This is a genomic window from Streptomyces sp. NPDC091272 (assembly GCF_044757485.1).
Lineage (GTDB): Bacteria > Actinomycetota > Actinomycetes > Streptomycetales > Streptomycetaceae > Streptomyces.
Window position 1 is genome coordinate 626,322 of the sequence record NZ_JBIVVC010000001.1, and the last position, 22,128, is coordinate 648,449.

Annotated in this window: 18 protein-coding genes and 3 pseudogenes; 11 read left to right on the plus strand and 10 right to left on the minus strand. The window is 69.6% G+C overall.

The genetic code is table 11. From position 1 onward, the window contains the following. Positions 1-26: 26 nt before the first annotated feature. Positions 27-1,076 (minus strand): BtrH N-terminal domain-containing protein, encoded by a 1,050-nt coding sequence (locus ACIQM4_RS02470; RefSeq protein WP_401584874.1) that lies wholly within the window; start codon positions 1,074-1,076, stop codon positions 27-29. A gap of 484 nt (positions 1,077-1,560) precedes the next feature. Between ACIQM4_RS02470 and ACIQM4_RS02475 the strand changes: the two genes are divergently transcribed. Continuing rightward, positions 1,561-2,658 carry a PP2C family protein-serine/threonine phosphatase gene (locus ACIQM4_RS02475; protein ID WP_401584877.1) on the plus strand — a complete coding sequence of 366 codons (1,098 nt, stop codon included), beginning with the start codon at positions 1,561-1,563 and terminating at the stop codon, positions 2,656-2,658. A gap of 179 nt (positions 2,659-2,837) precedes the next feature. Then, the gene (locus ACIQM4_RS02480; protein WP_401584880.1) at positions 2,838-3,647 is read left to right on the plus strand and encodes a class I SAM-dependent methyltransferase; all 810 of its coding nucleotides are present in this window, start codon (positions 2,838-2,840) and stop codon (positions 3,645-3,647) included. 58 nt (positions 3,648-3,705) lie between these two features. On the opposite strand, the gene ACIQM4_RS02485 is transcribed toward ACIQM4_RS02480, so the two are convergent. Next, positions 3,706-4,506 (minus strand): alpha/beta hydrolase, encoded by an 801-nt coding sequence (locus tag ACIQM4_RS02485; protein ID WP_401584883.1) that lies wholly within the window; start codon positions 4,504-4,506, stop codon positions 3,706-3,708. Between the two features lie 587 nt (positions 4,507-5,093). Continuing rightward, the gene (locus tag ACIQM4_RS02490; protein ID WP_401584886.1) at positions 5,094-6,107 is read right to left on the minus strand and encodes an NADP-dependent oxidoreductase; all 1,014 of its coding nucleotides are present in this window, start codon (positions 6,105-6,107) and stop codon (positions 5,094-5,096) included. Positions 6,108-6,222: 115 nt separating this feature from the next. Between ACIQM4_RS02490 and ACIQM4_RS02495 the strand changes: the two genes are divergently transcribed. Continuing rightward, the gene (locus ACIQM4_RS02495; RefSeq protein WP_401584888.1) at positions 6,223-6,795 is read left to right on the plus strand and encodes a TetR/AcrR family transcriptional regulator; all 573 of its coding nucleotides are present in this window, start codon (positions 6,223-6,225) and stop codon (positions 6,793-6,795) included. 75 nt (positions 6,796-6,870) lie between these two features. On the opposite strand, the pseudogene ACIQM4_RS02500 reads toward ACIQM4_RS02495, so the two are convergent. Together ACIQM4_RS02500 and ACIQM4_RS02505 are read right to left on the minus strand one after the other, a co-directional pair. Then, positions 6,871-6,963, minus strand: a pseudogene (locus tag ACIQM4_RS02500) (IS5/IS1182 family transposase); the annotation flags it as partial. 63 nt (positions 6,964-7,026) lie between these two features. After that, complete coding sequence (locus ACIQM4_RS02505; protein WP_401584890.1) at positions 7,027-7,422, minus strand: VOC family protein; 396 nt, start codon at positions 7,420-7,422, stop codon at positions 7,027-7,029. Positions 7,423-7,605: 183 nt separating this feature from the next. Here ACIQM4_RS02505 and ACIQM4_RS02510 point away from each other — a divergent pair. After that, positions 7,606-8,433, plus strand: a pseudogene (locus ACIQM4_RS02510) (transposase family protein). Positions 8,434-8,677: 244 nt separating this feature from the next. On the opposite strand, the gene ACIQM4_RS02515 reads toward ACIQM4_RS02510, so the two are convergent. The 5 genes from ACIQM4_RS02515 to ACIQM4_RS02535 all read right to left on the minus strand — a co-directional run bounded on the left by ACIQM4_RS02515 (position 8,678) and on the right by ACIQM4_RS02535 (position 12,790). Beyond that, positions 8,678-9,670: a lysostaphin resistance A-like protein gene (locus ACIQM4_RS02515; protein ID WP_401584893.1), complete on the minus strand. Its 993-nt coding sequence runs from the start codon at positions 9,668-9,670 to the stop codon at positions 8,678-8,680. Between the two features lie 61 nt (positions 9,671-9,731). Further along, a complete protein-coding gene (locus ACIQM4_RS02520) occupies positions 9,732-10,049 on the minus strand; it encodes a hypothetical protein (protein WP_401584896.1) in 318 nt (105 codons plus the stop codon). A gap of 101 nt (positions 10,050-10,150) precedes the next feature. Next, the gene (locus ACIQM4_RS02525) at positions 10,151-10,624 is read right to left on the minus strand and encodes a hypothetical protein (protein WP_401584898.1); all 474 of its coding nucleotides are present in this window, start codon (positions 10,622-10,624) and stop codon (positions 10,151-10,153) included. Between the two features lie 82 nt (positions 10,625-10,706). Next, the gene (locus ACIQM4_RS02530) at positions 10,707-11,168 is read right to left on the minus strand and encodes a hypothetical protein (protein ID WP_401584900.1); all 462 of its coding nucleotides are present in this window, start codon (positions 11,166-11,168) and stop codon (positions 10,707-10,709) included. Between the two features lie 653 nt (positions 11,169-11,821). Then, positions 11,822-12,790, minus strand: coding sequence for a glycoside hydrolase family 6 protein (locus ACIQM4_RS02535; RefSeq protein WP_401584902.1), 969 nt, complete (start codon positions 12,788-12,790; stop codon positions 11,822-11,824). Positions 12,791-13,519: 729 nt separating this feature from the next. On the opposite strand from ACIQM4_RS02535, the gene ACIQM4_RS02540 reads away from it, so the two are divergent. The 7 genes and pseudogenes from ACIQM4_RS02540 (at position 13,520) to ACIQM4_RS02570 (ending at position 21,989) form a co-directional block, all read left to right on the plus strand. Further along, the gene (locus ACIQM4_RS02540) at positions 13,520-14,512 is read left to right on the plus strand and encodes a LacI family DNA-binding transcriptional regulator (RefSeq protein WP_401584905.1); all 993 of its coding nucleotides are present in this window, start codon (positions 13,520-13,522) and stop codon (positions 14,510-14,512) included. 319 nt (positions 14,513-14,831) lie between these two features. Continuing rightward, the gene (locus tag ACIQM4_RS02545; RefSeq protein ID WP_401584907.1) at positions 14,832-15,608 is read left to right on the plus strand and encodes a GntR family transcriptional regulator; all 777 of its coding nucleotides are present in this window, start codon (positions 14,832-14,834) and stop codon (positions 15,606-15,608) included. A 109-nt stretch (positions 15,609-15,717) separates the two neighbouring features. Next, positions 15,718-15,945: an indolepyruvate ferredoxin oxidoreductase subunit alpha gene (locus ACIQM4_RS02550; RefSeq protein ID WP_401584910.1), complete on the plus strand. Its 228-nt coding sequence runs from the start codon at positions 15,718-15,720 to the stop codon at positions 15,943-15,945. A gap of 13 nt (positions 15,946-15,958) precedes the next feature. Beyond that, positions 15,959-17,311 carry an ABC transporter substrate-binding protein gene (locus ACIQM4_RS02555; protein ID WP_401584912.1) on the plus strand — a complete coding sequence of 451 codons (1,353 nt, stop codon included), beginning with the start codon at positions 15,959-15,961 and terminating at the stop codon, positions 17,309-17,311. Further along, positions 17,308-18,132, plus strand: a pseudogene (locus ACIQM4_RS02560) (ABC transporter permease); the annotation flags it as partial. The gene ACIQM4_RS02555 and the pseudogene ACIQM4_RS02560, both read left to right, overlap by 4 nt. Before the next feature lie 323 nt (positions 18,133-18,455). Beyond that, entirely contained in the window at positions 18,456-19,241 is a 786-nt protein-coding gene (locus ACIQM4_RS02565; protein ID WP_401584914.1) for an ABC transporter ATP-binding protein, read from the plus strand. A 12-nt stretch (positions 19,242-19,253) separates the two neighbouring features. Next, positions 19,254-21,989 (plus strand): fumarate reductase/succinate dehydrogenase flavoprotein subunit, encoded by a 2,736-nt coding sequence (locus ACIQM4_RS02570; protein ID WP_401584917.1) that lies wholly within the window; start codon positions 19,254-19,256, stop codon positions 21,987-21,989. Positions 21,990-22,128: the final 139 nt, after the last annotated feature.

A 22,128-nucleotide genomic window follows, 5' to 3' on the forward strand; every position in this document is an offset into this window, starting at 1 on the left:
CAGGAAAGTCGTTCACAGGAAGTCGTTCACTGGGAGTGCCTGCCCAGGAACTCGACGAACTCAGCCTCGGACGCTGCGGCACGTTCCAGGCTTTCGCGGGCCGACGGGGGTGCGCTCTTGCCGGCCGCGCTCCGCCGAGCTGCGAGGTAACAGGACTGAGCAGCCTGTTTCCACGGATTGGCCACGTTCTCGCCGAACAGGACGGGAAGATCCACGGCGTTCCGGCTGAAATCCCGCAATTCATGCGCGTGGGCTGTCAGCCAGCGGAGGTGCAAAGCCCTGGAGCGAGCCAGTAGCCACGTCTGAAGGGTGTAGTGGTCCCAGCTATCCGGATTGCTGTCGTCCAGACCCGCACAGAATGCCTTGAAGGCGTTCTCCCCGACAGCTGATCGCAGGCCCAGCAGATTGTCTGCCATGAGCTGCTCGGCCGAAGGGTGACTGTCCGCCTGGGGGACGTTCCGCAGAACGCCCCATCGTCCGCCGGGGAGCGCCGGGGCGAGGTCGGCCAGCGAGATCGTGGTGGACAGCGGCCTGGAGGTTCCCCAGCGGGTGGCGTTGTCGTAAGGGTCGATCACGTCCAGCACCAGTTCCCGCGGGTGCTGGAGGGAGCCGTGGACGCCGTCGACGACGAAGCCGTGGTCCATGTGCTCGTTGCCGTGGTACGGAAGCCAGGGGAGGTGGTAGGCGTCCCCCACCACGAGGACCGGCCGTCCGCCCTCAAGTTGTTCCGCCCAGTCCCGGGCGTCGCGGTCGGTGTCCGCTGCGGCTCGCCAGGTCAGCAGAAGCCCGGTTCGTGCAGCGATGCGCGCTTCCAGATCAGCGGCGGGCATTCGCAGCCGCGGCGGCGCGCCGCCCGGGTCCTCACGGAGATCGAATCGCCAGTCCACGGAGAACGGCTCCTCGTTCTCCCGCACGCCGTGGTACGCGAGAAGAAGGGACAGGTCGTCCGAGACGCAGTCCAGGAGAGCGCCGGGAACACGGGCGAGATGTTCGGCACAGGAGAGTCCGAGGTCAAGGGGTGCGGATTTATGCATGGTGTCTCCATAATTCTGGCGGAACGACAGTCCTTCATGCATGCAAGCGGTTCTCTCACGGCACGTGAGCAGGCGCTCTTTCCGATATCCAGCAAATACCTCTGCCAAGGTGCATAGAGGGCGAATCATCTCTGTTCGTTCATACGACTTCTCCTTGAATCGACTGGGGACACGGTTCAGGACAAGCGATCGAGTTCCCGCCCCTTGGGCCTCGACACCCGCGTCTGCGTACCTTGTTCAAGGGACAGAGGCATTTGATCGCACCACTCGTTTCGAATTAAACAAATGGAGGCGAGGACCGACTTTCGGACGGTCGGGGCCGTGACCGAAAATGGCCTTGTCAGCGGCGGGGAGGCCGGTCTTCCGTACGTTCAACGGGACGATCAGCGACCGGAACGGGCACGTCCTCTTTCCAGCCCTCCCTCGCGGCAATATCAAGAGCGCCCGCGCCGACTGCGGCCCGTCGGGCACTTGGGGCCCGCGTGGCTGGAGGTGTGACAGTCGCGGGTCCGTGTAGAGAGGAGCCATGTCGCAACTTGTTGCAGCGCTTCGCCGACGTGTGCGAGGAGGTCGCGCGTGGGTCGCCGTCCCGGTCGTATGGATTGCCGCAGTGTCGGTGGTCGACGTACTGGCGCCGCCGGACATTCACCTGGGCCCTCTGCTGGTGGCGGCTCCGGCCGTCACACCCATGTTCGGCGGACCTTGGACGGTGGGGCTGGTCGCTGGACTGGCGGTACTGGCTCAGACGGCCATCGGGGTGGCGCGCGATCCGGACGAGCTGCTCTCGGCCAACCACGAGGCGCAGATCCTCGCCCTGGTGCTGGTCGGAGCGAGCTTGGTGATCTTCTGCGTGGTGCGGGAACGTCGGGCCGGGGAGCTCCGGCAGGTGCGGTACGTGGCCGATGCCGCTCAACGTGTGGTGCTGCCGCCGATGCCCGGACGGCTCGGGCCGCTGCGCGTCGCCTCCCGCTACCTCGCGGCGGAGGCCGAAGCCCGTATCGGAGGGGATCTGTACGGTGCGGTCCGCACGGATTCCGGCACCCGGCTGATCGTCGGCGACGTGCGGGGAAAGGGCATGGGCGCGGTCGAGGACGCCGCGCTGCTGCTGGGGGCGTTCCGTGTCGCCGCGCCCTACCCGTCGCGCCTGGACGAGCTGGTCGCATACCTCGACCGGAGTGTGCGCCGAGGCCGACATGATCAGGGGATTCACGCGGAAACGTTCATCACGGCAGTGGTTCTGGACATCCCCGACGAGGGCCGGGACGTAGAGATGATCTCCTGTGGGCACCCCCCGCTGGTCGTGATGCACGCCGGCCGCCTCAGGGTGGTGGAGACTGCGCACCCGGCGCCTCCACTCGGCCTGGGAGAGCTGACGCAGCAGCGCTACGTCGCCTCCAGCTTTCCGCTGGCAGCCGGCGGACTCCTGCTCATGTACACCGACGGTGTGACCGAGGCCCGCGGCAGCACGGGAGACTTCTACCCGCTCCTGGAGCGCATCGCCGGGTGGACGGACACGAGCCCGGAGGCACTCCTCTCCCGGCTGGAGGGCGATTTGCTGCGCCACGTAGGTGGTCGTCTGGACGATGACGCCGTCATGATCGCGGTCAAACGCGAAACGGCTTAGACCGCGTCCTGCGATGCCCCCGCGAGCGCGCGCTGCTGGCAGCCGTCGGCAGTGCGCGCCAGTGTCGCGGTGCTCGGCGGCGGAGCGCCAACGCAACGGGTGGAGGTGCGCGGGAACCCGCACCAGCCGATACTCGCACCGGGAGGGCCGGGCAGCGAGCCACGAGGGGAGGAGACTCCATGACAGAACAGGTCCGTCTGGGGCAGGAGAAGGAAACCCTGTTGATGGCGCTGTACTTGCGCGCGCTGGACAACCGCCGCGCGCGGCCGATCCTGGGCGACCGCCACGCGCAGCAGACGATGGACCGGATCGACTACGACTTCGAGCGGCTGCGCAATCTCAGGGGCAACGCGCCTCTTGTCGCGACCAGGGCCAGTCAGTTCGACACCTGGACCCGCCAGTTTCTCCAAGAGCACCCCGACGGGTTGGTACTGCACCTGGGATGCGGGCTCGACAGCAGGCCGTTGCGGGTGGCCAGGCCGGTGACCGCACGGTGGATCGACGTCGACCATCCCGATGTGATCGAACTGCGTGAGCGCCTGTACGGACCGGTGGAAGGGGTCCGGACGATCGGATCGTCGGTCACGGAAGCGGCGTGGTGGGACGACGTGCCCGCGGACCGTCCGGCCCTGGTACTGGCGGAGGGGCTGCTGATGTACCTCGCACCGGACGACGTGGCCCGGCTCGCGGACCGCGTGCCGAGCCACTTCGCGAGCGGCCGGTTCGTCTTCGACGGGGTGGCCCCCTGGGTCAGGACCGTCGCCGGTCTGCAGCCGTCAATGCGGCGCGCGGGCACGGGTTTTCGCTGGGCGCTGCCATCGCCCGCCGCATTCGCCCGTGAGCATCCGCCCCTGCGCCTGCTGGATCAGGTGTCCGCCGTGGACCTCATCGCGCGCCACCAGCCGGGCATCGCCGGACGCCTGACCAGGGCGCTCGCCCATGTGCCGCCACTGGCGCACGCGATGCGGTTCGTGCGGTACGGGTTCTGAGCGGTGCCGGGACGGCGGGAGACAGGACTCTGCCGGCGCCGGTTCCCGCGGTGGGAAGTCATCCACCGGTGGGCTCCGGCCCACTCGCCCCGGCAGGCGCACTCGTGATCCACTCTCGGATCATGTAGTCCTGGACGGCCGGGGGAATGCTCAGCTCTTCGCCGAGGCGTACGAAGGTATGCGGGACCGTGCCCCATCGCGCGGCTCGGGCCACCGCGCCCTCCTCCAGTACCGCGGAGTTCTCGTCCGGGTCCATGGAGTCGAGCAGCACACGGAACTGGTGGTCGCTGGAGTCGGCCATGACCGCCCCCTTGAGCTGCGCGAACAGTACGGGGTCGGTGTGCGCGGCGCGCCAGTTCAGCCGTACCACCCCCTGCGCCGCGGTGTCCGGCACGGTGATGCGGGCGGCTGCGGCGTCCAGCAGGTTGTCGTCGAGGACGTCCCACTCCTCAGTGACCATCGGATCACTGAGGCAGACCGCGGAGAGGTAGACGGTACGGTCGAGGAGTTCGGGCACGGCATTCGCGACGGCGGTGACGGTCAGGCCGCCGAAGCTGTTGCCCACCAGCACCACAGGCCCCGACGGGGCGAGCCGGTGCAGGACATCCACCACGTGACGGACGTTGTCCCGCAAGGTGATCCCTCGCATCGAGGAGGGGGCGGCGGCCAGCGCCGTCAGGTCCTGTGGCTGCCGGTAGTAGGCGGCAGGCTGGCCGGCGCGGTCGCCGTGACCGGGCAGGTCGACGGCGTACGAACGGTGCCCGTGAAGTGCCAGCTCGTTCTGCAACGGCCCCCAGGCGCGGGCGTTGCTTGACCCACCGTGGACGAACACAAAGGTGGGGAGTGCGGTGGTACGCATGAAGGGAATCCTCGTCAACCTGAGGCGAACGATGAACGTGCGCGGATGACCAGGTGCCGACGGGATGCTCGGTCAGTACCGAGTCAGGGGCACCGAACGGATGCGCAGGGAATGCCAGTTGCAGATGACCGAGAGCATGATCGAGACCCTGGGCCGGGTCCGGCCCACCCGCCCTCGAATTCCCCGCCGCCTGGGGGTAGTTCAGCGCGGACGACGCGCTTGTCGAGACCTTTGACGCGACCGGCTCTCAGCCGCCATCACCCCGTCTCACCCATGACCGAGCGTTCGACCTCGGCCTCATGACCACGCGTGCGGCCTGGGACCGGATGTGCTCGTGTCATTTCGGGCTGCGGAGCGGGGCGGCTGGGTGCGTATGTGGTCGCGTACGTACGCGGTGCATGACGGCGTTCATGAGCCCCGCCTTCTGGAGCAGCCCGGCCTGGTGGGTCAAGCCGGGCCGGCTAGAGAACACCCCGTCGCTCAGTTCGGTCATAGTCATTCAGCTGACGGTCCGGGCGTCTGCGCGAGGCGGGCCAGGAGCTGGGGGCCGTAGCGTCCCATAGGTGGGTTCAGCATCGCTCCATCGCTCAGTCGACGGTGAGCACGATCTTGCCCTGAAGGTGGCCCTTGGCTGCACGCTCGTGTGCCGCCTGAGCGTGCGCGAGCGGGTATGTGCTGTCCACGGCGACGCGTAGGGTGCCTGCGTCCACCAGCGCGGCGAGCTCCGCGAGTTGCGTGCCGTTCGCGCGTACCTGCGTGCCGGTGACGGTGATGCCCAGTTTCGCGTTCTCCTCCTCGTCGAACTCCCCGACGTACACCGGATACAGAGCCCCGCCACATTTGACGACGGGCAGGAAGCGCCGGCTGGCCGGCCCTCCAACGGCGTCCAAAACCACATCCACGTCGCGGACGACTTCCTCAGGGCGCTGCTTGGTGTAATCGATGTACTCGTCGGCGCCCAGGTCGCGCAGGAACTGTTCATGGGCGCCGGAGGCGACCGCGATGACGCGGGCACCTTTCCATGCGGCCAATTGCACGGCGAGGTGGCCGACTCCGCCGCCGGCACCGTTGACGAGCACGGTCATGCCGTCGTTCAGGGGCACGGGCTGGTGCCGGGCGGCCTGGAACGGGGAGGGGTGCTCGTGCCCGACGTCGATCAGGTACTGCCATGCCGTCAGTCCCGACATGGGCAGGGCGGCGGCCTGGACATGGTCGACGGTGGCCGGTTTCGGCGCGAGGTCGCTCGCTGGTGCGGCGACGTACTCTGCGTATGCACCACTCTGCATCTCGTCGGGGAAGCGGAGCAGGCCCACCACCTCGTCGCCAGGCGCGAAACCCTGGACATCGTCGGAGACGGCTTCCACGACCCCCGAGATGTCGGTCCCCGGAATCAGCGGCAGGTCGAAGGGAGGCTTGAACTCGTCCGGGACGCCGGGCATGCCTTCGCGGACGTACCAGTCGGGAGGGTTGAGGCCGACCGCCTTCACGCGGACGAGGACTTCGCCCGGCGCCGGAACGGGGACGGGCACATCCTCGTACCGGAGCACACCGGGACCTCCGAACTCGTGCAGCCTGATCGCCTTCATCGTGCGTCGGGTCATCATCGTCCTCCTGGTCGCAAGGCGGGTTACGCTTATGTGGATCACTGGACCGAATAAACGGTTCGCCGATCCGAATATATGGATCGGTGAACCGTTTGGCAACCGAGGGAGTGCGATGCGTGCCGACGCCGTGAAGAACCGTGCCCACCTGCTCGCGGTGGCGCGCCCCGCCGTCGCTGCTCACGGCATCGATGTATCGATGCGTGATGTGGCGCGCAGGGCAAACGTCGGGCTGGCGACCTTGCTGCGGCACTTTCCGACCCGCGAGGCGCTCCTGGAGGCACTGCTGCACGAGAGCTTCGAGGCGTTGACCGCCAGGGCGAAGGGGCTCACGACGTCGCGGGCGTCTGCGGAGGCGCTCGTGACGTGGGTGAGTGAATGCGTCGCATGGACCACGGAGTACCGAGGCGTGACCGAACTGATGGCAGCCGCCATCGATGACACCGATTCGGCTCTGCACACCTCGTGCGTCACGCTGCGCGCGGCCGGCGCCGGACTCCTGACCCGCGCCCAGGAAGCGAAGGCCGCCCGCCCGGACATTGACGGGGACGACCTCTTCGCCCTGATAGCGATGCTGGCCTGGGCCGGCGACCAACCCGCGCTCGCCTCCCGAGCCAATCGCTTGCTCGACGTCGTCGCGCGGTCGCTGTTGACGGAGCGGGACGCGCCAACAAGCCGCGCGACCTGATACCTGTCCCGTAAATGATCTCTGGGTCGCCTCGGACGTGGTCGGCCGCTGCGCCACCCGCTGATCTATCCGGCGGGCGAGGTTGTGCATTCGTGCGGTGCCGAGCATGGCGTGGTGGACTCCGTCGCCCTTGAGGCGACAGTCACGCAGGATCTTCCAGGTCTTCATTGAGGTCTTCTCGGCAACGTTACGGTTGCGGTGTGTAACGGGGTGCGGTTGCCCGCTCGCGGCCTAGTTCTGCGGTGTCAGGGTGCGCAGGACACAGAACTCGTTGCCCTCAGGGTCTGTCATGACCACCCAGTTTCGGCCCGAGCCCTGGCCCACATCCGTCTTGGTGGCGCCGAGGCCGAGCAATCTGGTCACCTCGTCCTCGGTGCTGCCGTCGATCGGGCTGACGTCGAGGTGAAGCCGGTTCTTCACGGTCTTGCCCTCGGGCACCTGGATGAACAGCAGGGTGGGCGGCATCTGGCGGGCCCGAACATCCTCGACGGTCGGCACCCAGGAGCCGATCTCGACCTTGCCCTCGCTCCGGTCGATCACCTTGAAGTCCAAGACCTCGCACCAGAAGGCCGCGAGCCTCTCCGGTTCGTGGCAGTCAACGGCCAACTCGGTAAACCTACTTGTCATGACTCTCCCAGGTAGTGCGGGCGGGTCTCAGAGTATTGGCTGGGCCGCCCGTCCGGGAGATCCGCGATCTTCCTGACCGACCAGGGCCATCAGACGGGCTTGACCCGGCATCAGATACGCGAGAAGCCCCTGGTAGGAACAGGCCCGCGAAGATCACGTTCCGGAACCCACAGGATTCACGCGTTGACCAGTATCACCTACACCGCAACACTCGACATCGGCAGGGAGACCGCCGAGACTCTCGCCCGGCTCTTGCGCGAGCACCGCGAACGGCTCGGCACCCGCAAGGCCGTGCTCTGGGCGTCTTCAAGCAGAGTGTCCTGGTGCTGCGGTGGTTCGTCGACGGGACCCGGCTGGCACAACTCGTCCGGGCCAACAGGGTTTCGGTACCCACCGCGTACCGCTACTTGCACGAGGGACTGACCGTGCTCGCCGACCACGCCCGGGATCTGTCCACCACGCTGGAACAGGCGACGGCCGCCGACCACACCCATCTCAACCTGAACGGCACCGTCATCCGTACCGACCGCGTCGCCGCCCCGGCCCCAACGGCGCCGACCTCTGGTGGTCTGGTGGTCCGGGAAGCACAAGCACCACGGCGGCAACGTCCAGGTCATCTCCGCCCCCGACGGCTGGCCGATCTGGGCCTCCCCGGTCCGCCCCGGCCGCGAGCACGACACCACCTGTGCCCGTACCCACGGCCTGGTCGGCGCCCTCAACCGGCTCGCCTCCACACTGGACATTCCCACCCTGACCGACCTCGGCTACGAGAACGCCGGCGATAGTTTCCGCCACCCGGTCAAGAAGCCCAAGGGCGGCGAACTCGACGACGAACAGCAGGCGTTCAACTCGGTCATCCGAGGCGTACATGCTGTCGCCGAGCGGGCCAACGCCCTGCGCAAGGTTACCTTCAAGGCCTTGCGCCGGGTCAGCCTCGACCCCAGCGGCATCACCTGGATCGCCCGAGCCGCCCTCGTCCTGCTCCAGCTGGAACACGGCCGCACCACCTGAGCGAAGATCACGAACTGTCACGCGGCGTTACTGAGAAGGGTTCATTCAGGCGAAAACGTGCCCGAACAGGCACGGACCCCCTTGTGGGACTTGTTGTCCACTTCCTTCCAGCGGGCAGGTCTTCGCCCTTGCGTCGACGATGGGGCATGACGAGCCTCGGATTCCGCCCACGCCTTGCAGTCGTTCTGGTTCCCCGGCAGCCGTCGGCGGTGGGGTGTCCCAAGAATGAAGGTGCCGGCAGACCCTACGGAGTTGTCGTGGCGATGGCCCGGCGTCGGGCCATGCGGGCGATCAGGAGGCAGTAGGCGGGGGCGAAGAGGAGTTCCAGGACGAGGGCCTGCCAGGGGGCGTCCGCGGCGGTCCCGGTGTCGGAGAGTTCGCCGAAGACTGCCGCGACGGTGAAGGTCAGAACATTGTTCGCGGTGTGCAGGGCGATGGTTGCTTCGAGGCCACCGGTACGGAGGACCAGCCAGCCCCACCACAGTGCGGAGTAGAGGAGCAGCGCGAAGCCGGTTGTCTCGCCGAAGCCGTGCGCCAGCGCGAAGAGCAGCGAGGCGACGACAATGCCGGGCCAGGGGTTGCGCAGCCAGGCGCCGAAGGCCTGCACCAGCCAGCCGCGGAAGACATACTCTTCGGCTGCCGCCTGGAACGGCACCAGCGCCCACAGCACGACGAGGCTCGCCAGCAGGACGGGCCAGGACTCGAACTCGACAGCCTGTTCACCGCCGTCGGCGGGGTTCTCCGACAGGTACGTCCACAGGAGTAGCAGTCCCAGTTGAAGGGTCATCAGCGGGAACGCGACCAGGGCGCACCGCCCCAGCCATCCCAGTCGTAGTTTCCCGGTGACCGAGGACACCGTGCCCATGGGCCGGTGTCCGCACAGGCGGACGGCGAGAAGTACGGCCGGGGTGGCCACCGCGAGACCGATCAGGGTGATTGCCTGGTCGGCGACGGGGTTCGCGAAGAGTTGCTCGCTTTCTGGGTCTGGGGCGTCGAGTCCGAGTGCGAGCGCGAGGACCGCGCCGGCGACGGTGACGGCTATGGTCACGCCGGCCAGCAAGAGGACCGCCAAGAAGATCTCGGCGGTCCTGCCCTGTCGGGTCTGTCTGCCGTTGCGGGCCTGTTCGTCGTAGCGGGAGCCCGGCGGGGCGGGGGTCGCGGCGGGAGCAGGGGGAGGTAGGGGAGTGGCGGCCCGGCCGGGACGGGGCGGAGGCCAGCCGGGGGGAGCGTCGGACATGGAAAGCGCCTTTCCGCTCACAGGTCGTGAAGGGGAATTCCTGTCGGGGTATCGCGGAAGGTCACAGCTGGAGCAGGCCGAGCGCGATGGCGGTGCCGGCAAGGAGCGCAGTGTGCGTGCCGATCATGGTGGGCCATTCGCTCCACTCCATGCGGAAACGGGCCTTTACGAGGACCGTCCATTCATATCCTGCGCCCAGAACGGAAAGGAGCAGGAGGGGAATCCACAGTGCGTGCCACCAGCCGCTGGTGCCGCCCCAGTGGACGGCGACGAAGAAGCAGGTGGTGATCAGGCCGGCGGCTGCCCAACCGGGCTTCTCCTCGGAGCTCGGGGGAGGGCCGGGGGCGTGGGCCTGGGAAGGGCCCGTGTCGGAGTGCATGGCGTATTCCTGCGGTGGGGGGTGGGGGAGCGGGGTGCGCGATCGGCCCATGGGGGGCGGATGATCGTGTGGCGGCTGCGCGCCGCCACACGATTCGCTGATCACCCGGCGAGGAGGCTCACCAGTTGCTTGATGCCCTCGCCGCCGAGTGCGGCGACGGCCAGGCGCACCGGGTGGTACCAAGCCAGGCCGTCGGCCCACTTCTTGAAGGCCGGCACGCCCTTCTTCGCGGCGTTGGAAGCGCCCGACAGGACCTTTCCACCGGCCTTCTTGATGAGGCCGAAGGCAGCCTTGGCCGCCGAGTTGACGGCACCCCGCTGGATCTCGGGGCGCGTGTCACCCCCGGCCGCAGCCTGGAGCAGGGCCCGGCCCGTGCCGCTCAGGTGCGGGCGCAATTGCGGTGAGGACAGAATGTGCTGTGCCTGTGCCTGTGCCGCGGACATTCCGGCGGGGGCGCCAACAGTGCGAGCGGTGTGAACGCTCTCCTGTGCGGAGGCAGCCGGTGCGGCGGCCCCCAGAGCGACGGCAGCGATGACCGCCGCTGCTCCGAGCTGCAGTTGCTTATGGTTCAACATTCCGGTCCCTTGGGGCAGGAGCAGTACGACAGACTGAGGCTGCCGGGGCGCGGCCGCGCGGGCCGCGCCCCGGCAGACCAGGTCAGAGCTGCTTGCGCAGCCATTCGTAGACCTCGTACTGAGCAGCCGTGGGCAGGCCCTTCAGGGCCCACTTGACCGGGTTCCAGTTGGAGAGGCTGCTGACCCAGTCGTTGTACTTCTTGATGCCGCCGAGCGCCGCCTTGGCGCCGGCCTTGACCAGGCCGCCGGACTTCTTCAGCAGAGCGATGGCGGCGCCGACCCGGCCGCCCGCGTACTGGCGCTGCTCCGAGATTTCCTGGAGTTCCTGCAGGGCCTCCGGGGTGAGTGACGCTTCACCGTTGGTCTGCGCGGCGGGGCTTGCCGCGATCAGCGAGACGAGGTCGGCCGCGGTGATCTGCTCGACGGAGACCTGAGCGGGAACGGCTCGGTGCGCCTCGGTAGCACTGGCCATTGGAGCGGCGACGCCGAGGGTGACAGCTGCCAGGGCTGTGGCGGCTGCATAACGGATGGAGTTGTGGTTCATCTATACTTCCCCTTGGTGCTATGTGCACAAAGGGGGGATGGGGCCCCAAGGGCGGCGAACGCGTGGCAATGCAGAGCCTCCCCCGATGGCTTCTTCCCCCCTGCACATGGTCGTGTGCAATTCGTCCTCAAATTCGGTGGCTTGGTCTGGACCACCGCTTTCGGACGTCGGTGACGCTATCCCTTGCACTGTCGATCTTCAAAGCCAGGGCAAAGTGAACTAGATCACGCACGCTTCTCTGTAAATTTCGGATGTCGTCCGCAACCTGCTACCCACGCAATGCGTCCGCGTTTCGCTGGAAGGTAATGCCGAAGGGCGGAGCTGTGCAGTGCAGTGACCGTCACGCCTTGCAACGAGTGGGCTTCCTCTACCGCTGCATATAAGCAGGTACCTCAGAAAGCCCGTTCAGGGTACGAGAGTTGGCAACTCTTGCACCGGTGGATATCGAGAAGACTGCTCGGCGCAACGGCCTGCTTGATTTGGCGAGAGGGTGTACCGGCCTTGCTGACGCCATGTACAAGTACAAGTAGGCGTCGACGAGAGGGACTTCGGTGTCGGCGATCGGACGGGGGCCCACGCCCCTGACGGTACGCGGCGGATGCGCCGATGCCGTTGGCCGTGGTGGGGGCGGGCCCGCGAGAGACTGCGGGAGATCAGTAGCCGTAGATCGCCCTGTAGGCGACCTCAGGAAGGAACTGGCCTGCCACGGAACCGGCGCCTACGCCGCAGTTGCCGTCGGACTCCCCGGGGGTCTTGACCCACAGGAGCATCTCGGCACCGCCTCCCTGCTGGGTCGTCGCGCCGATCCTGCGGCCGGCGGAGTTGCACCACTCGGCGTTGTTCGACCCGTTGCCGTTGCGGCTGGTGTCCACGACGAACGGTTTGGTGTATCCACCGGTCGAGCGCAGTGCGGCGTTGACCGCGTCGGCGTAGGTGATGTTCTGGGCGGTGGAGAAGTGGTTGGAGACGTTCAGCGAGAAGCCGCGGGTTCGGCTGAGGCCCGCGGCGTTCAGGCTGGCGGCCATCTCGGTGGCGCTGCGCCAGGCGGGGTTGCCCGCGTCGAGATAGACCCAGGTGTTGGGGGCCTTCGCGTTGAACTGAGTGATCGCGTTGTTGAGCAGGGCGTTGCGCTCGGTGATCTGGGCGGCGGTCATGCAGCTGGTGTCGCCGAGCGAGTCCGGTTCGAGGATGACCACGGAGGGCCTGGCGCCGATGCCGTCGGCGAACGCGGCGATCCACTCGTTGTAGGCGTTGACCGACCCCGCCCCACCCCCGGACTGTCCCCCGCAGATGTCGCGGTTGGGGATGTTGTAGGCCACGAGGACGGGCAGCTTGTCCTGGGCATCGGCCGCGCCCACGTAGGCCCCGGTCGCGGTGCCGATGGTGCCGCTCCAGTTGCCGAACCAGCGGGCCATGGGTTTCGTGGCGATGTTGTCGCGGATGGCGGGTGCTCGTCCGTCGCCCGGGTTGGCGGCGGCCCACAGGGCAGGGCTGGAGTTGGGGTCGACGTAGAAGCCACTTGTCAGCGTGGTCGGGTCAGCGGCCTGGGCGGGCGCAGCGGCAAGGAGAGCCAGCGGCAGGGCGAGCAGCGCTGCCACTGTCGCGCGGGGGAGGTGACGCATGGGGAGTACCTCGGTTCCTGACGGGACGGTTCCTGACGGGACGGTTCCTGACGGTTCCTGACGGCACGGTTCCTGACGGGGAGACACCGCGCGGCTGTCTTCCTGACCGAGCGGTACGGAGGAGGGAGCGGTGGAGCGGCGCCCCGGGCAGCCCGTGGCTCGGGCACCCCGTGGCTCGGGCAGGGAGGCGGCTCAGGTAGGGACGTGGCGCAGGTAGGGAGGCGGCTCGGGCAGGGAGGCGGCTCGGGCAGGGACGCGGCTCGGATTGGGACGCCCAGACCGCCTCGGTATGTATTGGGAGCGCTCCCACTGGAAGCGCTTCCGGCTGCCACTCCGGGGCCATGGGGTATTCCCGGTATCGTGTGGGCGGCAATTGAGCCTGTCAAGGGACCCTGCACGACCTTTCTCCGCGTTGGAGTAAATGAGCTGAGCGCAAGACTGGAAGCGCTACCGGTTTTCTTGCGCGCCACGAGCCCCGCGGGCCCGCATGCCGGTCGGCACTGGGATGCGCTCGACGCAGGTGAGAAGGGTGGTGATGCCGGTGATTCCGGTGATGCCGTGTCAGCAGCCGGCGTTCGACGGGGTTGTCGGCCGGACGGCACCTCCGGCGTCGCACATCCGATCGTCGATCGCCCGCGTTCGCTCCGCGGGCCCGTGGGATCATCAGCATGTCCAGCGCGCCGATGAAGCCGAGGAGTCAGCGTTCCGATGCAGCCGACGCCGAGGCGCATGCCGACCCTCGATGAGGTTGCCGCACGAGCGGGTGTGTCGCGGACGGCGGCTTCCCGGGCGATCAACAACGTCCCTCATGTGAGCCGGGCCAAGCGCGAGGCGGTCGAACGCGCCGTCCGCGAACTGGGATACGTACCGAACCCGACCGCACGGGCACTGGCCGGCAGCAAGGTCGGCGCCGTGGTGCTGGCCGCTTCCAGCGCCGAGACCGGCCTGTTCGCGGACCCGTTCTTCGCGGAGATCATCGTCGGGGTGAGCGAGGCGCTGGAGGACACCGAGCTGCAACTGATCCTGGTGCTCGCCAACACACCGCGCGGCCGCGACCGCCTGCGGCAGATAATCCGCTCACGCCGCGCCGACGGCATCATGCTGATGGCGCTGCGCGGTGACGACCCGCTGGGACGGCTGGCCGAGGAGGCCGGGATGCCCGTGGTATTCGGCGGTCTGCCCCTTGCCGGGGAACCTCGCTGGTACGTGGACGCCGACAACAGGGGCGGGGCCAGGCTCGCCGCCGATCACCTAGTGCGCACAGGACGCACCAGACCCGTCATGATCACAGGTCAGGTCGACAGTCAGGTCTCGGTCGCCCGCGAGCAGGGCTTCACCGAGGGGCTGACGCTGTCCGGCATGTCTCTGACGGGCGTCTCCTCCGGCGCGTTCCTGGAGGAGGGTGGCGCACGGGCCATGGAGCAACTACTCGACGCGCATCCGCAGTTGGACGCGGTCTTCGCGGCATCGGACGGTATGGCTGTCGGTGCGCTCCAGGTGCTACGTCGTCGGGGCCTGCGGGTGCCCGAGGACGTTTCGGTGATCGGCTTCGACGACCTGGCCGGGGCTCGGCACGCCAACCCACCACTGACCACCGTGCGTCAGCCGGTCAGAGCCCTGGGGCGTGAAATGGCGCGGATGCTGGTCGGGGCGATCGACGGGCAGGACCCGGGCCCGCTGATCCTGCCGACCCGGTTGACGGTTCGCGAGTCCGCCCCCTAGCGGTCGGCCGTGTCGGTCGGTCGGTCCGTATCGAGCGGGCCGTAACAAGCCACACCCTCGCAGCTCGGTCCGTAACGGCCAGGCCGTCCGCAACGGCAGTCTCCCCTCCGCTCCCTCCGGACCCCTCCGTTACCTCCGGCTCCCCTCCGCTCCCTCCGGCCCCGAACAACAGCAGATACGGCATGGCGGCGGCCCCCGGTGTGGCAGATCTTTCGCCAAGTCCCGGAAGATTGCAGGTCACAGCGTTCCGATCGGTGTCTCAGGTGGCGCAATGCTGCCGCAACACCACCCCGTGGACACCGTCGGTATGGTCCAGCGCATGCCAGCCGAACGGATCCGTGAGCACGCCGCGCCCCGTCTGCGGGCAGCCGCCGCACGCCGGCGGCTGCGCGCAGACCACGCCCGGCAGCTCGCCGACCTGCTGCGCCAGCAGGCGCGCACCAATGGATTTCCCGACGGGGTCCTCCCCCTGGAGGACAGGATCGGAGCGGACTACCGAGTGTCCCGCAACACGGTGCGCCAGGCGCTGGACCTGCTGCGCACCGAAGGGTTGGTGGAGCGGCAGCCGGGGGTGGGGACCGTCCTCGTGTCCGAGAAGTACCCGCACGGCCTCGACCGGCTCCAGGGCCTCGCCGAGACCCTGAACGAGCACGGCGTGGTGACCAACGAGGTACGGACGGCCGGCCCGGTCTGTGCGCCCGCTCCGGTGGCCCGGCGCCTGGGCCTGGCCGACCACTCCGATGTGCTCTGTGTCGAGCGGCTGCGCAGGCTGAACGGCCTGCCCCTGTCGCTCGACCTGACGTACATCCCGATGGACATCGGGTCCGCACTGCTCGACTGCGACCTGGAGCACAACGACGTGTTCCGGCTGATCGAACGCCTCACCGGGCAGCCGCTCGGGACCGCCGACATCACGCTGGAGGCCGTCAACGCGGACGCGCACTCCGCCGCCGTGCTGGAGGCGCCGCGCGGCGCGGCCGTCCTGATGTTGGAGCGGCTCACCCATCTCGGCGACGGACGGCCGGTGGACCTGGAGTTCATCCGTTTCAGGGGAGACCGCATCACGATGAGCGGGCTCCTGCGCCGCTCCCTCTGACCCCCGCCCCCCGGTTCCGTCGGCTGTGTCGCCGGCCCGTGCCGCCTCACCTTCCCCTCCTCCCTCTCCGCGCTCCCTTCCTGTTCACCCTCCCCTTCTGGAGACAGCCATGCCCCTGGCCCCCCAGCGCGCCGACGTGCCCGTGACCATCGACGAGTCGAAGTGCATCGACGGCTGCACCCTGTGCGTCGACATGTGCCCGCTCGACTCGCTCGCCATCCACCCGGACAACGGCAAGGCGTACATGCACGTCGACGAGTGCTGGTACTGCGGCCCGTGCGCCGCCCGGTGCCCCACCGGCGCCGTCGAGGTCAACATGCCCTACCTGCTGCGCTGAGAGGCAACGCCCCATGATCCGGAAGGCACTTCCCGCCGCCCTGGCCACTGCGCTGACCGCCGTACTCGCCACTGGGTGCGGCGGCGGCGCGGAGGCGGGCGACTCCCGCACGGTCACCGTGACCGTCGGCTACCAGTCCAAGACCATCAACACCGTCACCGCGGGCACCCTCCTGCGCAGCCTCGGCTATTTCGAGGAGGAGCTGGCGAAGCGCGGCGCCCGTGACGGCGTCACGTACAAGGTGCGCTGGCAGGACTATGCCACCGGTGCGCCGATCACCGCACAGATGACCGCCGGGAAGATCGACATCGGTTCGATGGGTGACTTCCCGCTGCTGATCAACGCGGCTCGCGGCGAGCAGCTCGACCGGCCCACCCGGCTGGTGTCCGTGACCGGCTACAACCTCCGTGGCGGTCTCAACACCGTGATGGCAGGGCCCGGTTCGTCCCTCAGGACCCTTGAGGACTTGCGCGGGAAGCGCGTGTCCACATCGGTCGGCTCGGCGGCAGACGGGACGCTCGTGCGTGCCCTGCAACGCGCGGGCCTCGACCCGGAGAAGGACATCCGCAAGCTCAACCAGCAGCCTGCCGTGGGCGCGTCCGCACTCCAGTCGGGCAGCGCGGACGCACTCTCCCAGTTCGTCGCCTGGCCGGGGCTGCTGGCCTTCCAGGGCAAGGGGAAGGCGCTGTACGACGGCGCCGGGCTGAATCTGCCGACCTTCCACGGGGTGGCCGCGCGCAACGCGTTCGCCGAGGAACGGCCCGCCCTGGTCGAGGACTTCCTGCGTGCGCAGGTCCGCGCCACCACGTACCTGCGCGGGAAGCCTGTCGTCGCGGCCGAGTCGGTGGCTCGGGCCACCGGGCTGCCCGCCGAGGTCGTCTACCTCTACAACGGGGCGAACGGTGTCGCCACCTTCGACCCGGTGATCCGGCCGGCGCTGATCGACGCCCTGAAGGAGGACGTGCCGGTCCTGAAGTCGGCGAAGCTCGTCGGCGACGTGGACGTGGACGCGTTCGTCGACGACCGTTACCTGCGGCGCGCCTACGGCGCGGGATACCAGAAGGCCCTCGGATACCGGGCGCCGATGGCCCGCGCCGAACTGTGGCTCAGGGACGGAACGACGACCTCCTTCGACTCCCCCCGTGCGCTGCTGGCCGCCGTGGCGAAGGCCGGTGACACGGTTCGTGCCGCCTACGTCCCCGACGCCTCGACCGGAACACCGTGGTTCGCCGACAAGGCGGTGTGGGTGGTGGACGGCGACAAGCTGCTGCCGTTCGTCACCGCCGCCGCGGCGGGCGCCCACACCGCGGGGAAGCCGTACGCGCGGATCGTCCCGTACAGCACTGCGCTGAGGGAAGCGGCATGACGGCCCGGCATGTGGTGCGGGTCCTGTCCCTGGCCGTCGCCCTGGGCGTGTGGCAGCTGCTGACGACGTATGACGTCAACATGTGGCTGCGGTTCGAGCAGTTCCCGACAGTGACGGAGGTCGCACGGACCTTCGGGCAGCGGGTCGGTGACGGCACGTACTGGCAGGACCTGACGGACAGCCTGACCCGGATCCTCACCGGGTTCGTCCTGGCGGCCGTGGCAGGGGTGGCGGTCGGCACGGCCGTCGCCCGGTCCCGGTTCGCTGCCGACGTGCTGGGGCCCGTCCTCGAAGTCCTGCGGCCCATTCCGGCGATCGCCCTTGTGCCGGTGGCGATCCTGCTCTTCCCCAGCAACGAGCAGGGCATCGTCTTCATCACCTTCACCGCCGCGTTCTTCCCGGTCATGGTGTCCACCAGGCACGCGGTGCGCGCGCTCACCCCGGTCTGGGAGGAGGCCGTCCGCACGATGGGCGGCGGACGGTGGCGGATCCTCCTCTCGGTGGTGCTGCCCGGAGCACTGCCGGGCATCCTCGGCGGACTGTCGGTGGGCATCGGGGTGTCGTGGATCTGTGTGATCTCCGCCGAGATGATCTCCGGCGAGTACGGGGTGGGCTACCGCACGTGGCAGGACTACACAGTCGTGGACTACCCGGGGGTGTTCGTCGGCATGGTGACGATCGGTCTGCTGGGGTGGCTCACCTCCACCGCCGTGGAGCTGGCCGGGCGCCGGCTCACCCGATGGCTGCCGCGGACCGCGGCCGGGGGGCCGGGCGCCGGACGGCGCGCCTCCCGGTCCCGCTCCGCCACTGTCACGCCGCCCGGCGGCCACGGCCCCGGCGGCACGGGCAGCGGGAGTCGGGGTCCCGCCGTTCAGGGCGCCACCGGTCCGGCCACCACCGGTCCGGCCACCACCGGTCCGGGGCCCGCCGGTCCGGTCACCACCGGTCAGGGCCCTACCGGTCCGGTCACCACCGGCCCCGCCCCCGCCGGTCAGTGCCCCACCCGTCCGGTCACCACCCGTCAGAGCCCCACCGGCCCCACCCCCACCGGTCAGGGCCCCACCCGCCCGGCCACCACCGGCCCCGCCCCCACCCGTCCGGCCACCGCCGACCAGGTCGCGCCCGTACGAGAAGGGACCGCGTCATGACGACCACCACACCCGCCACACCCGCCACTACCACCGCCACACCCAAGGCCCCCGCCTCGCGGGGCGCGCACCTGACCTTGCGGGGCGCGGTGCTGGGCCACGCGGGCGCCGCCGTGCTGGACGGGGTCGACCTCGACGTCGTACCCGGTGAGTTCCTCACCGTCGTGGGCCCTTCCGGATGCGGCAAGTCGACCCTGCTGCGGACGCTCGCCGGGCTGCTGCCCGCGCTCGGCGGAGAGGTCGCACTGGACGGGAAGGCCGTCACCGGGCCGGGACGGGAGCGGGCCCTGGTCTTCCAGGAGGACGCCCTGCTGCCCTGGCGCACCGTGCGCGCCAACGTCGAACTGCCGCTCGCCGTAAGGGGAGTGCCTCGCGCCGAGCGCCGGGCGGTCGCCGCGCGGTGGCTGGAGCGGGTGGGGCTCGGTGAGCACGCAGGGGCGTACCCGCACCGCGTCTCGGGCGGGCAGCGCCAGCGGGTGCAGCTGGCCCGTGCTCTGGCGGGCGAGCCCCGCGCCGTGCTGATGGACGAGCCGTTCGGGGCGCTGGACGCCCAGACGCGGTCCGGAATGCAGCAGTTGCTGATCGACGTGCTGCACGGCACCGGGGCGAGCGTCGTCTTCGTCACGCACGACGTCGACGAGGCGGTCTTCCTCGGGGACCGGGTCGCACTTCTCGGCACCGGGCGGGTGCTCGACGTACCCCACCCCCGCGACCGTTCCCGCGCCACCGACCCCGCCTCCGTCGCCGTACGCCGCGCCGTACTCCACTCGCTCAGCACCTGAGAGGTCAGCACCATGGACATCCCCTCCCTGACGGACGCGGAAGAACTCTCCTGCGACGTCCTCGTCGTCGGCGGCGGCACCGCGGGCACGATGGCGGCGCTGACCGCCGCCGAGCACGGCGCGAACGTCCTCCTGCTGGAGAAGGCGCACGTGCGTCACTCCGGCGCCCTCGCCATGGGCATGGACGGCGTCAACAACGCGGTCATCCCCGGCCACGCGGAACCCGACGACTACGTCGCCGAGATCACCCGTGCCAACGACGGCATCGTCGACCAGTCCACCGTCCGACAGACGGCGAACCGCGGCTACGCCATGGTGCGGCGCCTGGAGTCGTACGGCGTGAAGTTCGAGAAGGACGAGTACGGCGACTACGCGGTCCGCCAGGTGCACCGCTCCGGCTCGTACGTACTGCCCATGCCGGAGGGCAAGGACGTCAAGAAGGTCCTCTACCGGCAGCTGCGCCGTCGCGAGATGCGCGAGCGCATCCGCATCGAGAACCGCGTCATGCCGGTGCGGATCCTGACCGCGCAGGACGGGCGGGCGGTCGGGGCGGCCGGCTTCCACACCAGGACCGGCGCGTTCGTCACGGTTCGCGCCGGAGCGGTCGTCCTCGCGACGGGCGCCGCGGGCCGGCTCGGGCTGCCCGCCTCCGGATATCTCTACGGGACGTACGAGAACCCGACCAACGCCGGGGACGGCTATGCGATGGCCTACCACGCCGGCGCCGAACTGACCGGCATCGAGTGCTTCCAGATCAACCCGCTGATCAAGGACTACAACGGCCCGGCCTGCGCCTACGTCGCCAACCCCTTCGGCGGCTACCAGGTCAACCGGCACGGCGAACGCTTCGTCGACTCCGACTACTGGTCCGGCAGGATGATGGCCGAGTTCAGGGACGAGCTGGCCTCCGACCGCGGGCCGGTGTACCTGAAGCTGAGCCATCTGCCCGAGGAGTCCGTGGCCGCCCTGGAGGGCATCCTGCACACGACCGAGCGCCCCACCCGGGGGACGTTCCACTCGGGGCGCGGTCACGACTACCGGACCCACGACATCGAGATGCACATCTCTGAGATCGGCCTGTGCGGCGGTCACTCGGCCTCGGGGGTACGGGTCGACGACCAGGCCCGGACCACCGTGCCCCGCCTGTACGCCGCGGGCGACCTCGCCTGCGTCCCGCACAACTACATGATCGGCGCGTTCGTCTTCGGGGACCTCGCAGGTGCGGACGCCGCGCGGCACCGGGCGTACGAGGGCGAGCTGCCGGCCGAACAGCTGCGGGAAGCACACGAGTTGATCTACCGGCCGCTGCGCAACCCGGACGGGCCGCCGCAGACCCAGGTCGAGTACAAGCTGCGCCGCTTCGTGAACGACTACGTGGCGCCGCCGAAGTCGGGTGCCCGGCTCTCCCTCGCGGTGGAGCACTTCGAGCGGATGCGCACCGAGATCGACGGGATGGGCGCCACCACCGCGCACGAACTGATGCGGTGCGCGGAGGTGAGCTTCATCCGTGACTGCGCGGAGATGGCGGCCCGCGCCTCACTGGCGCGCACGGAGTCACGCTGGGGCCTCTACCACGAGCGCACGGACCACCCCAAGAGCGACGACAAGGAGTGGCTGCACCACCTGGACCTGCGCAAGTCGCCCTCGGGGGCGATGGAGTTCACGGCCAGGCCGGTGGCGCCGTACCTCGTCGCCGTCGACGAGTACACCCCGGTCGGCGGGGCCTCCAGGCACCTCGGAGAGGTCGAGCTCCAGCAGGTGGCGACCGCGGGACCGCGCGAGGTGGCACCGACCGGTACACGTCTCGCCGCGCCCGCGCGCACCGAGGGACGGAGCCGGACTGCGTCCCCGCGCATCCTGGAGCTGCTGGCCCTGACCGACGACCAGCCCGGCCTGGACGCGCTCGCGCCCTATCTGTCCGACCCGGATCCGGCGGTGCGCCGGGCGGCGGTCGCGGCGCTGACCGAGACCGCTCCGGACGGCGCCGGTCCTGCGCTGGCCGCGGCGCTGGCCGACCCGGACGCCGGGGTACGCGCCGATGCCGCCGGCTCGCTGCGGGAACTGGTGGAGACACTGCCGGCCGAACCCGGACTGAGGGAACCCCTGGTGGCCGCGCTCGGGTCGGACGACCCGGTGGTACGCACCGCGGGGCCCGCCGTGCTGCGGGCGCTGCGCCTCGGCGACGCCGCGCTGTTCGGCCGGGGGCTGACCGACTCCGACCTCGGGGTGCGCGTCGAGACGGTCCATGCGCTGGTCTCGGTCAACGCCGTGGCCGAGTTGGCGAGGGCGGCGCGGGACCCGGACCGTGAGGTACGCGTGGCGACGGCCAAGGGGCTTGCCGCGGTGGCGCAGGGCGGCGGCCCCGCCGCGTCCGGTCCTGACGGGGTGCCGGCGACCTTGGCGCTGCTCGTGGGTGACAACGATCCCCTGGTGCGCGCCGCCGCCTTCGAAGCCCTCGGCGCGACGGCCTGCCCGGCCGCGCAGGCCAAGGCGGCCGTGCACGCTCTGCACGACACCGCATGGCGGGCGCGCGCCGGGGCGGCGGCCGCGCTGGGCGCCGCGGACGCGGGGACGGCAGTCCCGGCGTTGGCGAAGGCGCTCGCCGACACCAACGCCGACGTCCGCAAGGCCGCCGTCCTCGCCCTGCTCCGCCACCCGTCGGACGCGGACGCCCGCGCAGCCCTGACGACGGCGACGGACGACCCGGACGCCGACGTACGGGCGTTCGCGGGTCGCAGCGGGGGCTGAGCCGGGGGTGGCGGTACGGTGCCGGGCGGCCCACAGGCCGGGTCCGAACTCGAACGGGCCACCGTCCCGGGCAACCGGACCAAGTCCGGCGCCGACAGCTACACCTACGATCTGGCCGGACAGATCTCCGCCGCCAACG